The 14,358-nt window shown below is 63.5% G+C and carries 11 protein-coding genes and 1 pseudogene; 4 read left to right on the top strand and 8 right to left on the bottom strand.

The annotated features are described in order from the left end of the window. Positions 1-30: 30 nt before the first annotated feature. From ABDW57_RS24595 to ABDW57_RS24575, 5 genes are all read right to left on the bottom strand, one after another. Positions 31-1,557, bottom strand: a complete 1,527-nt coding sequence (locus tag ABDW57_RS24595) for a phage tail sheath C-terminal domain-containing protein (protein WP_343732769.1) — start codon at positions 1,555-1,557, stop codon at positions 31-33. A 17-nt stretch (positions 1,558-1,574) separates the two neighbouring features. Next, positions 1,575-2,348, bottom strand: coding sequence for a hypothetical protein (locus ABDW57_RS24590; RefSeq protein WP_343732768.1), 774 nt, complete (start codon positions 2,346-2,348; stop codon positions 1,575-1,577). A gap of 3 nt (positions 2,349-2,351) precedes the next feature. After that, on the bottom strand, positions 2,352-2,927 hold the full coding sequence (locus ABDW57_RS24585; RefSeq protein WP_343732767.1) for a DUF4255 domain-containing protein: 576 nt from the start codon (positions 2,925-2,927) through the stop codon (positions 2,352-2,354). A gap of 80 nt (positions 2,928-3,007) precedes the next feature. After that, complete coding sequence (locus ABDW57_RS24580) at positions 3,008-3,694, bottom strand: hypothetical protein (protein WP_343732766.1); 687 nt, start codon at positions 3,692-3,694, stop codon at positions 3,008-3,010. A gap of 224 nt (positions 3,695-3,918) precedes the next feature. Further along, positions 3,919-6,423, bottom strand: coding sequence for a hypothetical protein (locus tag ABDW57_RS24575; protein ID WP_343732765.1), 2,505 nt, complete (start codon positions 6,421-6,423; stop codon positions 3,919-3,921). Positions 6,424-6,588: 165 nt separating this feature from the next. On the opposite strand from ABDW57_RS24575, the gene ABDW57_RS24570 reads away from it, so the two are divergent. The 3 genes from ABDW57_RS24570 (at position 6,589) to ABDW57_RS24560 (ending at position 10,763) form a co-directional block, all read left to right on the top strand. Beyond that, the gene (locus tag ABDW57_RS24570; RefSeq protein ID WP_343732764.1) at positions 6,589-7,431 is read left to right on the top strand and encodes a universal stress protein; all 843 of its coding nucleotides are present in this window, start codon (positions 6,589-6,591) and stop codon (positions 7,429-7,431) included. After that, positions 7,431-8,015, top strand: a complete 585-nt coding sequence (locus ABDW57_RS24565) for a Crp/Fnr family transcriptional regulator (protein WP_343732763.1) — start codon at positions 7,431-7,433, stop codon at positions 8,013-8,015. Before ABDW57_RS24570 ends, ABDW57_RS24565 begins: the two co-directional genes overlap by 1 nt. Before the next feature lie 69 nt (positions 8,016-8,084). Then, positions 8,085-10,763 carry a bifunctional acetate--CoA ligase family protein/GNAT family N-acetyltransferase gene (locus ABDW57_RS24560; protein WP_343732762.1) on the top strand — a complete coding sequence of 893 codons (2,679 nt, stop codon included), beginning with the start codon at positions 8,085-8,087 and terminating at the stop codon, positions 10,761-10,763. Here the strand turns inward: ABDW57_RS24560 and ABDW57_RS24555 are convergent. Continuing rightward, positions 10,760-11,797, bottom strand: a complete 1,038-nt coding sequence (locus ABDW57_RS24555) for an SDR family oxidoreductase (protein ID WP_343732761.1) — start codon at positions 11,795-11,797, stop codon at positions 10,760-10,762. The genes ABDW57_RS24560 and ABDW57_RS24555 overlap by 4 nt on opposite strands. A gap of 134 nt (positions 11,798-11,931) precedes the next feature. Here ABDW57_RS24555 and ABDW57_RS24550 point away from each other — a divergent pair, with 134 nt between their 5' ends. Next, the gene (locus ABDW57_RS24550) at positions 11,932-12,255 is read left to right on the top strand and encodes a hypothetical protein (protein ID WP_343732760.1); all 324 of its coding nucleotides are present in this window, start codon (positions 11,932-11,934) and stop codon (positions 12,253-12,255) included. A gap of 149 nt (positions 12,256-12,404) precedes the next feature. On the opposite strand, the gene ABDW57_RS24545 is transcribed toward ABDW57_RS24550, so the two are convergent. Both ABDW57_RS24545 and ABDW57_RS24540 read right to left on the bottom strand, forming a co-directional pair. Continuing rightward, positions 12,405-13,970, bottom strand: a complete 1,566-nt coding sequence (locus ABDW57_RS24545) for a glycosyltransferase family 39 protein (protein WP_343732834.1) — start codon at positions 13,968-13,970, stop codon at positions 12,405-12,407. A 64-nt stretch (positions 13,971-14,034) separates the two neighbouring features. Further along, positions 14,035-14,358, bottom strand: a pseudogene (locus ABDW57_RS24540) (bifunctional UDP-4-keto-pentose/UDP-xylose synthase); the annotation flags it as partial.

The following is a 14,358-nucleotide window of genomic DNA, read 5'->3' as shown; positions in this document are numbered from 1 at the left end:
TCACACCTCTCTGGTTATTGGTTAGTAGGTTCAGGACTTCTGCATTTGCTGCTGGAAGGTGATCTCGATGAACTCGGCCGGGCGGCTGACCGCCACCAGGATGGTCACGCGCAGGATGCCTTCCAGAATATCTTCCGGCGTCATGGTTTCATTCAGGCCGACCGACACGCTGAACGCGTCTTCCGGGCTGGCGCCGGCCAGGCCGCCGCGCTTCCATACGCTGGTCAGGAAGTTGTTGGCCATGCCCTTGATGGTGACCCAGGTGCCGCTGACGTTGGGTTCGAACACATAGGCCTTGGTGGCCAGGCGCAGCGATTCCTCGATCATGATCATGGTGCGGCGCACGTTGATGTAGCGCCAGTCCAGGCTGTTGCCATCCAGCGTGCGCGCCCCCCACACCAGCGTGCCCTCGCCAATGAAGGAGCGGATGGCGTTGACCGACTTGCCGGCGGTGGTCACGTTCAGATCTTCCTGCTGCTGGTGGGTGATGTTGACGGCCGGCGAAATCACCGACGCCAGGCTGACATTGGCTGGCGCCTTCCACACGCCGCGCGCATTGTCCACCAGGGTGTACACGCCAGCCATGGCGGCGGCCGGCGGCAGCAGGTTGAGCTTGCGTTTCATGGCCAGCAGGATGTTGGCGTAGGTCGGCACCACCGAGAACAGGATCTTGTGCAGCTCGTCGTCCGACAGATAGGTTTTCTGGCTGGCGTCGCGGTTGACGTCGCCGACCTGGTTGAGGATGTCCTTCAGGTCGTCGCTCAGGGTGCCGGCGGCGGTCAGCTCGGCCACCAGCAGGTCTTTCAGCTTGGTGCGGTCGACAAAGCTGTCGAAACCGACGTCGGCGGTCTCAACGATGGAGGTGTTGAGCCACGGGTAGTAGGCGGCGCCATAGTTCAGGGCGGTGGTGCCGAGGTCGCTGCGGAAGGCCGCCACCGGGTCGGCGGTATCGCGTTCGCGGAAACCGTCGTGGATGTCAAGCACGGCGAAGCGGTTCTTCATCTGCGCGCCGCAATGCAGCAGCGTGGCTTGCTGTACGGCGATGGCTTCATCGGCCGACAGCGCCATGGCATCCGGAATCACCACCATGGTTGGCTCCTGCTCCTTCAGCAGCAGGTCGATGCCTTCCAGCAGATCGGATTTCTTGATGTCCGGCTCCGCCGCATAGCCACCCACCGAGACGATGTAGCACGGGCCGCCGCCATTCTGGAAGAACAGCTGCAGGCTGCGATACAGATAGTAGCGCTGCGTGTCGAGCTTGCTGTTCTTGCGCTTCAACACATAGCCGGTGGCGCCGCTCTTGAAATCGTTGGGCGTGTTGGCGTCGGTGTTTTCGGCAAATTCAAACTGGTCCAGCGGCGCGCCGCCGAAGGCGTTCTTGAACTCGGCCAGTGAGGTGATGCGCCATGGTTTCTTGTGCAGCGGACTACCCTTGAGTTCCGCGACTTGGGTGTAACCGATGAATGCCGGCACCGCCGTGGCCACTTCCACCACGGAGTTAGGAAAGGCATTTTTCTCAACGATATAAACACCAGGGGTTTTATACGCGCCTGCCATAGGTTTTCCTTTGAAGATTATTGATGAACATAAATTTCCGCAACGATCATGGATAGGCCGTTGGGACCCCGCTCTTTGCCGAGCCTGTCAACGCTGGCATTCGGCAATCGCCTGATTAATACCTTTCCTGCCACTCCTGCTTCCCGCAACTGCAAGCGCTGCCGCGGTATGCTCTGCATCGGCACCGGCGCCGCCGACAGGTAGGCCGTGCCATTGGCGGTGGCGGCCAGCGACGCCGGCGCAAACACCAGCCCGGCTTCGCCATCGGCGGCATCGAGATCGACGATGCTGAGTTTTTTGGCCGCCAGCCCGCCGGAAAAAAAGTACTTCCAGTGCAGGCTTCTTGCGCTCAGCGCCACACGCCATGGCGCTGCCGGCGCGTCCTGCACCGGCGCCGCATTGCGGCGGCATGCCAGATCGATCCACAGTACCGGCCCGCTGCCTTCCACGCCACGTGCCGGCTGCGCCACTGCCCGCAGCACCTGCAAGCTGCCCTGCGTGCCGGCTTGCAGCGGCAGATAGCTGTCTTGCGGCCACGCGGTGTAAAAGCGCAGCATGGCGTCGCTGGGGTACACGTCGAAGCCGAGCTGCCAGACCGCCCCGTCGGCAGCATCCTGGCGCTGCTCCTGCCACAGTTCCACGCCGTGCGGCAGCGTGCGCAGCATCAATCCCTCGCGTTCCATCAGCGCAGCCGTGTCCGCCGTGGGCTGGTAGCGCAGCCCGGGCTGCGGCGCATGCGCCAGAAACTCATGCGTGACTTCCAGCGCCAGCAATCTGCAATAGCGCGCCATGGCTTATCCTTTGACCACCGGCTGCAAGTCGGTAATAAATGGCAGCTGACCGCTGATCGCGCCGGCATCCACCGTCACCATGCGCACCTTGTAGAACATCGATGGCAGATAGCGTCCGCCCAGCAGGCTCCACAGATTGTTCAGATCGGGAATCGGCAGGTTCTCGATGTCCAGCACCAGCCGGTCGATGCGCCGGTCCAGCCCCGGGCTGTTGCGCTGGTCCAGCACGGGCTTGGCCTGGAAGAACGCCACCGCCTGCGAGATGTACTTCAGCGCCTCGGCGTAATTGCCGGCGCCGAAATTGGCGCTGACCATCACATACAGGTTCAGGAACAACGGCGCATTGTTTTGCAGCAGCCGGTCATCCAGGCTGCGCACGCCGTTGGCCGGGCGGTACGGCACCGTATCCTTCTCGATATTCACCAGCGTCAGCACCAGCTTGTTGTTGGCGTTGGGCGCCACGCTGCCATCCAGTTCCACCAGGTTGGACACCACGGCCACCTCCTCCGCCAGCTGGAAATTAATCCTGAATTGCTGGTTCAACTGGTAGGCCATGTGGCTGAGTGCCGCACTAATCATTTGCCGCTCCGATAATGGTGCGCTCACCTTATTCCCAGCCGCGCCGGAGATGAAGTGTCTTTACCGTAACACCCAGCGTGTTACGCCGGCAGATACGGCCGCAGCGCCAGCAGGCAGCGCTCGGCCATGCGCTCTTGCGCGGCAATCGATGCGCCACCGGCATCATCAAACTGCTCGTACCACAGCACGGCGCCATCGCTCACGCGGCGCAGCAGCAGCGAGACGCGCACCCGCGCCATATCCTGGCGCACCGTGCCTTCCAGCAGCGTTGTATTGGACAGGCCGCCCAGTGCGGCCAGCGGAACGTCGGTATCCAGCCGGCGGATCGGTCCGACGGCACGGTACAGGCGGTAGCCCAGCTCATCGTTCAGGCCAAGCACATAGGCGGTCAGCGCGGCATCCGCGTTCAGGCAGGCCAGTTGACGCAACATCAGGAGCGACGCGGGCCCTGCCTGCGGCGCCGGTGGGCGGAGTTCCGCCCGCTCCACCTTGGGCTGATAACTGCCGGTCGGAATACTGATGCGCAGCGGGTCGGCGCAACCTTCCTCCGCATAGTAAGCAGCCAGCCGCAGCCGCAGGCGGCCGGCCTGGACCCGCACGATGGGATCGTCACCGGTGTAATACGTCATGCGGTCGCGGCCGAACACGGCAACGCCGATTTCATGCTCCGGCGGCGGCGCGGCGTCGTCACCGGACAGCGAACGGCGCACCAGATAGCCCAGCAAAGCGGTGCAGCGATGGGCTTTTGAAAATTGTCTGCTCGCCAAAATCTTTTTCAAAGCAGCAAGCACTTCATCGTCCGTGCACGGTGCGCGCGTGGCGGCCGGCGCGGTCGCCGCAGCGACCAGGGTGAGGGCTGGATAGTTAATGATGGTCCCCTAGTTTTTAAGTGTGTGAACAGCGCGATGCCTTGGGAAACAATCTATACAGACCCAGCCATTTCTTCCTGCCGGAAACCTTCCGGTGAGATAAGTGTCTGTTTTTGCGCGGCTTATTTTTGCAACTGCTTGTTCAGGCTGCTCTCGACTTCGGCCAGCCTTGCAGGCCAGTAGGCCTGGTAACGCTTGCCGTTGGGCGGCTCTGCGGTAAAGTCGGGCACAGTCATGCGGTATTTGCCGGACACGATGACGCCGGCATTTTTCTTCTTGCGGCCGCCTACGATGGCGGCCGCGATCGCCTCCACAAAACGCGGATCGGCATCGGCCAGCACCGGGTAACGCGCCGAGATATGGGTGGCAATCACGGTACGGTCGTCGGTGACAAAATTGGCGGTCTGGCCGGTATTGAACGGCACGAAGTTGTGGGTGGCTTCGATCTGGCTGCGGCTTGGCGTCAGCTGATCGTTCAGCAGCACGTCGGCGGGTAGACTGTCAATCACCGGACGCATGGCGGCCGCCAGCGTGCCAGTTTTCAGCATGGCGTTGTACAACGCATTTTGCGCGGAGTTCAAGGCGCTGCGCTTCCTGCGGGCCAGGCCGGGTTGCCGTCGCATTTGCTCGAACTGGGCCTCTATTGGCACGACCAGGTCGTTGAATTTTTGCAGCGCTTTTTCACGCAACGCAGTGGCGCTCCGCGAGGCGCTGTCCGCTTTGGTAATTTCTTCTTTGGCTGCTTTGGCCTTGCGCAGGTTCGCCAGGACGGCCGCTTTTTGTTGCGCGTCCTCGACCAATGGGATCAATTTAGCGTAGCTTTGCTGCGCCTTGCGCAGGTTGCGCTTGACTTGGCGATCCAGCCAACGGCGCGAGCATACGTCATCCAATTGCGCGTTTGCCAGCTGCATGTCTGCAGGCTTGACGTCAATGGTGTTCCCCATGCGGTAGGCCATCGCACCGATAATCTTCAGACTGCCATCTTTGCTGGTCAGGCCCAGCACGGTTTTGCCGCTTTCCGAAAAGCGCCGGTTGACATCCAGCTCAGGTTGCAGTTCGTGATTCTGGAAGAGCTCGAAGTTGCCGTTGCCCTGCCCTTGTGCGTACACCAGCAAGTCGCCGGTGACAGGATCGGCGGTGCCGGCCACGCTCGCTTTAATCCCGTTGTCGACTTCCTCGACGCTCTCCATGCGGCCAAAGTAGACGCCGGCAAAGCCCTTGTCTTCGAAGCGCGCAGCCACGTTCTCGAACATCGGATCCGTCTGCCCTTCATAGAGGCTCGGCAACTCTTGTTGCACGCGCGCCTCCTCTGCCTCGAACTGCTCGGGCTGGAGGTCTATCTTGCCCAACTGATTGTTACTGTGCAGGGCGCGTAGATAGGGCAGATACGCCGCGTAATTGGGAAAGCCTTTCAGGAATTTGGCTCCGCCGTTTCCGACAATCCATTGCACCTTGTAGCCTCGGTTGAGTGCATCAAACGCCACGTCGATGCCGCCGTTGGCGCCTGACAGCACCACCGTGATGTCGCCCCTTTGCTCGGGCGTGCTTGCGTCCTCGTCCAGCTCGATGCCTTCTGCACCAGGTTTCAGCCGGTGTGCCACCTGAGTGAACACGTCCATGCTCATGATGCGTTTCGCGCCGACTTCACTGTCGCTGGCGGCAATGCGCCCGGCTGCGACACCCTGGGGCGGCGTGTGGTCACCGACGCCGATACCGCTGATGACCTTGCGGGCGTGATACTCGACACCGCCGGCGGTAATCAGGTAGCCATAGTCGGTTTTCTCGACGCTCTCGACATTGGCGTCCACTACCCCCATCTTCACGCGGTCCAGCACCTGCCTGATCAGATCGGAAAAATTGGCCCGGTTCAGCCATTCGTCATCTGTCGCCTCCAGCCCGAGGAAGTGGCGGATCGGTGAAATCATGTGCTCAGGATGGGCCACCACGCCGGGGCCGCGCTTGCCGGCCCATGGTTGGGTCTTGCCGATCACGATGTCATCCGCGCGGTCGAATGCCGCTCCCTGGCTGACAATCGCGTAAGCCACGCTGGCGCCGGCGCCTAAATAAGCAGTGTCATACAGCACCTTGCCTTCCAGTTCGCTATTCTCAGCGGCCAGCGTTTCGGTCGGCGTATGCTTGTTGGCCTGGTCTTTCCGCGCATCCTGTTCCAGCTCGGATACTTTCTTTGTTTTGCGCCGCGCCTTCTTCTCGCCGGTCAGGCGCTTGCTGATATCAAAATACATCTGGGTCAGGTGATCCTGGTCGGCCAGATCGTACACGCCGTAATCGATGACGCTGCTTTCAATCTGCTCCAATCCGGTGCGCACCTGATCCAGGCTGAGGGGCTTCACCTCCATTAGCGCAGCGTGCTCCCGCAACTGCAGATAGGCAGTCTGCACACGATCGCGCCCCTGCCGTTCGTAACGCACCACGCGCTGCGCCACGCCGGCGTCCATCATGGCCTGCCGCGCCTGCAGGTTCTGCTGAAGCTGGCTGGTCTGCATGGTGGCGCTGAGCGCCTGCAGCCCGCTCATGTCGGCGCGCTGGTCTGCGCGAGCGGGCTGTGGCGTTGCGGGCAATGATTGTTTCCGTAATGACTCTGCCTGTGCATGTGCTGGTGTCTGCATGGGAATCTCCTGGTATGCGAGCTGCCACCTTATCGAGCCCGTGCCATATCTTCCTTCCGAAAACCTTCCGCTCTCAAGGATTTATCCATGGAAATTTGATTTACATCATAAAAATTCGCCATCAGCTTTGATAGCCTGCGGTTGACAACTCACAAGGAGCCCGCCATGACATACAAGAATATTCTGGTTCACGCCGACCTCTCGCCGCATGCAGCCGCCCGCTACGCCATGGCCTGCCAGGTCGCCTTAGCGCACGAGGCCCACCTGGTGGGCGCCGCCTTTACCGGGCTGACGGCGGCGTGCTACCGCGACGCTTCTTTCGGTTACGGCGGCATGCTGGCGCCGGCCGAGCTGGAAGCCGTCAGCAATCAGAGCGCCGAAGCCCTTGATCGTTTCGTGGTGCAAGCCGCCAACGCCGGCGCCAGTTACGAACGCCGCATCAGCGACGATGACGCTGAAACCGGCCTCATCCTCCAGGCCCGCTACGCCGATCTGCTGGTGCTGAGCCAGAGCGACCCGGCGCTGAGCGGCCCCAGCTTCCTGCGTCAGCTGCCTGAGCATCTGGCGCTGCACGGCGGGCGCCCGGTGTTGCTGGTGCCCCATGCCGGCAAATTCGAGCACATCGACCAGCACGCGCTGATCGCATGGGATGGCAGCCGCGCCGCCACCCGCGCCGTGACCGACGCCCTGCCGCTGCTGCGCCGCAGCTGCCGCACGACCGTGGCGGTATTCCATGCCCAGACGCCATATGGCATGCACGGCGAGCAACCCGGCGCCGACATTGCGCTCTATCTGGCGCGCCACGGCGTGCGGGTCGAGGTGGCCCAGCAGCACGCGCCAGCCGGACTGGATATCGGCAACGCCTTGCTGTCGCTGTCCGCCGACATCGGCGCCGACCTGCTGGTCATGGGGGCCTACGGCCACCAGCGCTGGCGCGAAGTGATACTGGGGGGCGTGACCCGGCGTGTGCTGGAATCCATGACCTTGCCGGTCCTGATGTCGCACTGATGAGCATGGATACTCACCGCCATCTGCGCCTGGTAGGCGGCCAGCACTTGTTCCGGGTGGAGGATGAAGTCGCGCAGCAGCTGCACATCATTCAGAGCGGCGACATCAAGCTGTACCAGAACGGCCGCGACGGCAGCCAGCACATCGTCGACTTCCTCGGTCCGGGTGCCTGGGTCGGGCTGGAAGCGCTGCACCAGCAACGCCGTCAGGTCGGCGCGGTCGCCCTCAACACCTGCCAGGTGGCGGCCATTCCCTACCCGCCGCCGGACGGCGCGGATGCCTTCAACCAGCGTCTCAGCCATGCCATCGCCCGTCATCAGCAACATGCGGTGATGCTGCGCAGTACCAGCGCCATCCAGCGCGTGGCGCAATTCCTGCTTCAACGGGAGGCCAGCGCCACGCTGCCCATGTCGCGCCAGGACATGGCCGACTATCTGGGCCTGACACCGTCCACCGTCAGCCGCTGCCTGGGCGCGCTGCGGCGGCGCGGCTGGCTGGAAATCGTTCAGCGCCGCTATGCCCTGCCCGGCCGCGCCGAAGTCGGGCAAATGGCGCAGGGTCGGCCGTTGCCGCTGGACGATTAAGCGTTTACCCGCCCGCCGCCGGGCATGGCGTATAGTGTGGTCTGCCTGTTGCTGTTGAAAAAGGATGTCATGGACCTGCACTACCTAAGCCCGCTATTTGCGCCCAAATCCATCGTGGTATTTGCCGGCCCGCCCGATGAGCCGGAGCGGCAGAACGTCTACGGACGCAGTATCTGCGCCCAGCTGCGCGACGGCGGCTACCAGGGATCGCTGACCTTCCTCGATGTGAGCATGACCGGCACCCTGGCCGACCTGGTGCAATCGCGCGCCGACCTGGCCCTGATTGCATTGCCAAACGATGAGCTGGCGTTCGCGCTGGAGGTGGCCGGCCGCATCCAGTGCAAATCGGCGCTGATCGTTTCATCCGGCGTGCCGCCGGCGCAGGCGGCCGAGCTGCATGCCATCGCCCGCAAGCATGACATGCACCTGCTCGGCCCCAACAGCCTGGGCTTCCAGCGCCCGCGCCTGCATCTGAACGCTGGCGTGGCCGGCAAGCTGGCGCAGGCCGGCGGCCTGGCGCTGATCTCGCAGTCCGGCGCCCTGACGTCGGCCATTCTCGACTGGGCCGGCACCAACGCGGTCGGCCTGTCGGCGGTGATCTCGCTGGGACCGAATACCTCGGTCGACCTGGCGCAGGCGCTGGATTTTCTGGCCACCGACCCGGCCACCGAAAGCATCGTGATTTATATGGAGGGCATTACCGACGCGCGCCGCTTCCTGTCGGCGCTGCGCGGCACGGCCAATACCAAGCCGGTGGTCATCATCAAGGCCGGCAACGGCGCGGCAGCCTCGCGCGCGGCAGCTACCCACTCGGGCACCCTGATCGGCAGCGATGAAGTGTTTGACGCGGCACTGCGCCGCACTGGCGCGGTGCGGGTGAATACCTTTGTCCAGCTGTTCGCGGCCGCCAAATGCCTGGCTTCGCGCTATCGGCCGGTGGGGCCGCGCCTGGCCGTGATCAGCAACGGCGGCGGTCCCGGCGTGCTGGCGGCCGACTGGCTGGCCAAGCTGGGACTGCAACTGGGCCAGGCCGGCGCCGACGCCGCGCACGCGCTGGCGCCCGAGTTGCCGCCGCACGCTACCCTGACCGATCTGCTCGACCTGTCCGAGGAAGCCGGCCCGCAGCACTATGCGGCCGCCATCCGCTCCTGCGCCCACAATCCCAACATCGACGGTCTGCTGGTGATTTATTCGCCCAAGCTGGATGGCGACCCGGTGGCGGTGGCGCGCGGCGTGGCCGAAGCGGGCCGCGGCCTGAGCAAGCCACTACTGACCTGCTGGATGGGCGACGAACGCGTGACGCCGGCGCGCCACCTGATCGCGCAATCGGGCCTGGCCAGCTTCCGCACGCCGGAAGCGGCGGTCGATGGCTTCAGCAGCATCGCCATGTTCTATCAAAACCAGCAGCTGCTGCAGCAAACCCCGCCGCCGCTGTCGCAGCTGGCCAAGCCGGACCTGGACGGCGCCCGCCGGCTGGTGGAAAGCGTGCTGGCCGAACGCCGCAGCGTGCTGACCGAGATGGAGTCCAAGGCGCTGCTGGCCGCCTTCCACATTCCGATCACGCCCACCATGCCGGCCCGCAGCGCGGCCGAGGCGCAACTGATCGCCGCACAGCTGGGCTATCCGGTGGCGCTGAAAATCGATTCGCCCGACATCAGCCACAAATCGGCGGTGCAAGGCGTGGTGCTCAACCTGGCCGATGCCGCCGCGCTGTCCGCGGCTTACAGCGACATGCTGGCCAACGTCCAGCGCCTGCAACCGGGCGCGCGCATCAATGGCGTGACGGTGCAGCGCATGGCCGGCAAGCGCGATGGGCGGGAGCTGTACATCGGCGTCGCCAGCGATCCGCTGTTCGGACCGGTGATCGGTTTTGGCGCGGGCGGCACCATGATCGACCTGCTCAACGACCGCGCGGTCGAGCTGCCGCCGCTGAATCCCTTTCTGGCGCAACGGCTGGCGGCGCGGGCGCGCGTGGCCAGCACCCTGGGCGAATGGCGCGGCGCGCCGGCGGCCGATCTGCAAGCCATCGAGCATATCCTGCTGCGGGTCTCGGAAATGGTGTGCGAGCTGCCGCAGCTGCGTGAGCTGGACATCAACCCGGTGATCGTCGACCAGCACGGCGTGCTGGCTGTGGATGCGCGCGTGGTGGTCGGTGCGGCGCCGCCGTCTGCGCAGCGTTTCGACCAGCTGGCCATCATGCCGTACCCGTCCAACTACACCAGCCAGTGGCCCATGCGCGGCGGCGGCGAGTATGCCCTGCGGCCGGTGCAGCCGACCGATGCCGACATGCTGCAGGCGCTGGTGCGCGGCCTGTCCGAGCAATCGCGCTACAACCGCTTTGCCTCGTCGCTGCGCGAGCTGTCGGCGCAAATGCTGGCGCGCTACACGCTGATTGACTACGACCGCGAAATGGCGCTGGTGGCGGTGCTGACCACCCGCACCGTGGAGGACGACGGCAGTTTCAACGAAACCGAAAGCATCATCGGCGTGTCGCGCTATATCGCCAATCCGGACCGCAGCAGCTGCGAATTCTCGCTGCTGGTGGATGACAAATTCAGCGGCCAGGGCCTGGGTACGCGCCTGATGCTGGAGATTATGGACGTGGCGCGCGACCGCGGCCTGACCGAAATCGTCGGCCTGGTGCTGCGCAAGAACCGGCCGATGCTCAAGCTGATGACCAGCCTGGGCTTCCAGATGCGCCCTTACGAGGACGATCCGGAATTCCAGCTGTGCAGCAAGGCGCTCTAGGAATCCTGCGTGGCGGGCGCGGCCTGTGGGGTGCTCATCTTCCACGCCGCCAGCAACGCACCGCCGACCAGCAGCGATAGCGCCAGCGGCTTGCCGCGCGTGGTCAGATAGGTGTAAGCCGAGCGTTCCAGCACAGGGCTTTCATGACCGCCCTGGCGCTGCTGCAGTTCCAGCCCGTTCGGTTTATACAGCGCATCGCTGCGGTCAGGTGCCGCGGGCTGGTCTTTTTGCTGCTGGCGGAACATCAGCATATTCATCACCTTGTCGAGCACGCGCGGCATGCCATGGCCTTCCATCGAGATCATTTTGGCTGCGCCGCCGACAAAGATGTCGCGCTGCGGATGCTCGGCGGCGTACAGGATGGCGTCCGCCACCAGCTCGGGCGCGTACAGCGGTGCCGGCAGCTCTGGTTCATTCTTCATGTAGTTGCGCGCGTGCGGCACGAACATGGTGTCGATGGCGGCCGGCTTGATCAGGGTGACCGCTATCGGCAGCTCATCCTTTTCCGCTTCCATGCGCAGCGAATCGGTAAATCCCTTGACCGCGTGTTTGGAGGCGGAATACATGCCCTGCAGCGGCACCGCGCGCTCGGACACTTCACTGCCCAGATTGATGATGGCGCCGCCGTTCTCCCGCATCAGTTCCATCGCCGTCAGCGAGCCGTGCACCACGCCCCAGAAATTGGTCTGGAACAGCTTGTGATGATCTTCCAGCGGGACGTCGCGGTAGCGGCCGAAGATGGACACGCCGGCATTGTTAATCCAGCTGTCGATGCGGCCAAAGCGCTTGATGGCAGCCCTGCCGAGGGCCTGGACTTCCTCTTGCAAGCCGACGTCGGTCGGCACGGCCAGCGCGTCGTGGCCGCCGGCGCGCAGTTCGGCTGCCAGCTTATCGAGCGCCTCGCTGTCGCGCGCCGCCAGTACCAGCTTCGCACCTTTCCCCGCAGCCATACGCGCGGTAGTCAAGCCGATGCCGCTGGTAGCGCCGGTAACGACGACGACCTGTGAACTGAGTTTCTTCAAACGAATAGTCATTGCATCCTCCTCCTCGTGGTGAAGGATCAGTGTCTGCCCCGCCCCGCACACCTTCTGTGCGACGCCGCTCCCACGACCAAACTTCTTTGCCTTTTGTCATACGGCGACCAGCACTCCCGCGCCAGACTGTGCAAATGCCGCCATCCACCCCGCCCGCCCGATATGACTTGCCCTGGAAAGCTGCGTTATCACATGCTTTCCGCTCGTTCATGGATTTTTACTTTCCCAACTTGAGCGCCTGTATCGATTGGCGGCACCGGCCACGCTTTCGCGACCAGGAACTGGCAAAACTCAGCTTCAGCGCTACGCCAGACGTGATGGTGGCCGACAAGCTTGCCGAGGTGCGGCTGCACGACGGTAATCGGCCCATCTGCTTTCAATGCAGGCGCGGCGTGACGCAGATAAACGCTATGCAGCGCAGCTACATCTCACACGATTATTGTTCCGGCATGCGCTGACGCTTTTGCAGAGGCAGCTTGAGCGGCGTTTCGGATCACTGCCGCAGACCGTTCGCAAAAAACTGGCCAAAGCTAACCTGCGGCAAATAGAAGCCTGGAGTGATGCGCTTGCGACCGCTGAATCACTAGAGGAAGTTTTTCAATAAGTCTTAGCGAGCAAGCTGCGGCGACGTGACCAACACGCGTCTGCCGTCGTTGGCAATCTGCGTCATCGGCAGTTGGCGCTGTTGCAGCTCCCGATACGCCGATGGCTTCACGATGGCGTATTGCGGCAGGCCTTGCGCCGCGCGAACGCCCCAGCGGGCGGCAAACACTTCCAGCGACGCGATACCGCGCTCCGGCTCCTGTTGCAAGCCAAACGCCAGCTCGTCTGTGTACGCAACCGGTATCACGGTATGCGCCATGTAAAAAGTCATCGATTGTTCATAGTCTCCGACCGCGTACACCGGCGTCGATGGCGTCAGCGCCGCGCGCAGTTGCAGAGCCATTGCTTTGCCAGCATGCTCGCGGCCCCAAGGCTCAGTCGCTGCCATGCCGAGCTGCGTCATCGCCCATACGGCACAAGCAAGAACCCCAAGCGCCACGCTGCGACGGCCACGCCACTCCAGCAGACCGCCTGCAAGCGCGCCAAGCAGCGCCACCACTCCCGCCAGAATCACCAAGGGACGCACGGCAGCCACCGCAGGAAGCTGCAACGCCGCGACGACCACCGCGGCACCAGCAACACCCAGTGTCACCGGCAGCGCCAACGCAGCAACCCGCGAGGCCGAATCCAATTGACGGCCAATCAGCAGCGCCAATGCCGGCAACACCGGCAGCATGTAGCCAGGCAGCTTGGAGCTGGAATAGCTGAAGAAGGCAAGAATGAAGACAATCCAGATCGCCAGCAGCAGCAATGGCTGAAAGCGGCCAGCGAGCTTGCGGCGTGCGGCGGCAAGGCTGGCGGGCGCTAAAGCCATCCACGGCATCGCCGCCGGCAGCAACAGGACGATGAAGTAGTACCACGGCCCTTCGCGGTGATGCTCTTTCAGGAAGAAACGGTCCCAGTGTTCATGGATGAAGAAGAATGCCGGCTGCTCGGGATTACGCGCAGCGACCAGCAGGAACCACGGCAAGGCAATCAACAGAAACAGCGGCAATCCCAAACCAATATGCAGCCGGCGCCAGACGCCACGGTCGCCGCTGAACAGCGCGTACAACACCAGCACGCCGCCGGGAAGCACAATGCCGATCAGCCCCTTGGCCAACAGCGAGAACGCCATGCCGACCCAGCACGCGAGCATCCAGTTCCGGCGCTGCCAAATCGTGGCATCATCCTGCTGCGCGATCAGCAGGGCGCACAGCGCGCCGCCCATGATCGCGGCCACGCTCAGGTCCAGCGAATTGAATTGCGATCCACCGGCCCAGAACACCATCGAGGCCAGCACCATGGCCGCGTACAGCCCGGAGCGGCCGCCGAACAAGCGCGTGCCGGTGTAACCGACCATCAGCACGCCGAAGATGCCGCATACCCCATTCCACAAGCGCGCCTGCCAGTCACCTATACCGAAGACGGCAAACGACAATGCGCTCATCCACGCGTGCAATGGCGGCTTCTCAAAGTATTTGATGCCGTTCAGGCGCGTGGTGATCCAGTCGCCGCTGAACAGCATCTCGCGCGCCATTTCCGCATAGCGTCCCTCGTCCGGCGGAATCAGCGTACGCAGATTCAGCACAAACAAGGACGCGACGATGAAAACGGCGGCCAGCGGCCACCATGCTGCCCGCGAACGCACGGCGTCAGTTCACCAGTGCCTGCGCGGCGGCCACCTGGTCGCGATACGCGTCAAAGATTTTCTTGAGCGCGTCGGCCATGCTGGTGGCCGGCTTCCAGTCCAGCTCTTCGCAGGTGTTGGTGATCTTTGGCACCCGGTTCTTGACGTCCTGGTAGCCGGCGCCGTAGTAGGCGCCCGAAGTGGTCTCGACAATCTTGACCCTGGCCGCGCCGTCGGCGTATTCCGGATATTTCGGCGCCAGTTCCAGCATCATATTGGCCAGCTCGCGGATCGAGTAGTTGTTGACCGGATTGCCGATGTTGTAGATCTTGCCGGTGGCGGCGCCATT

The organism is Duganella sp. (assembly GCF_039595735.1).
Lineage (GTDB): Bacteria > Pseudomonadota > Gammaproteobacteria > Burkholderiales > Burkholderiaceae_D > Rugamonas.
This window is presented reverse-complemented; position numbering and strand designations above follow the sequence as displayed.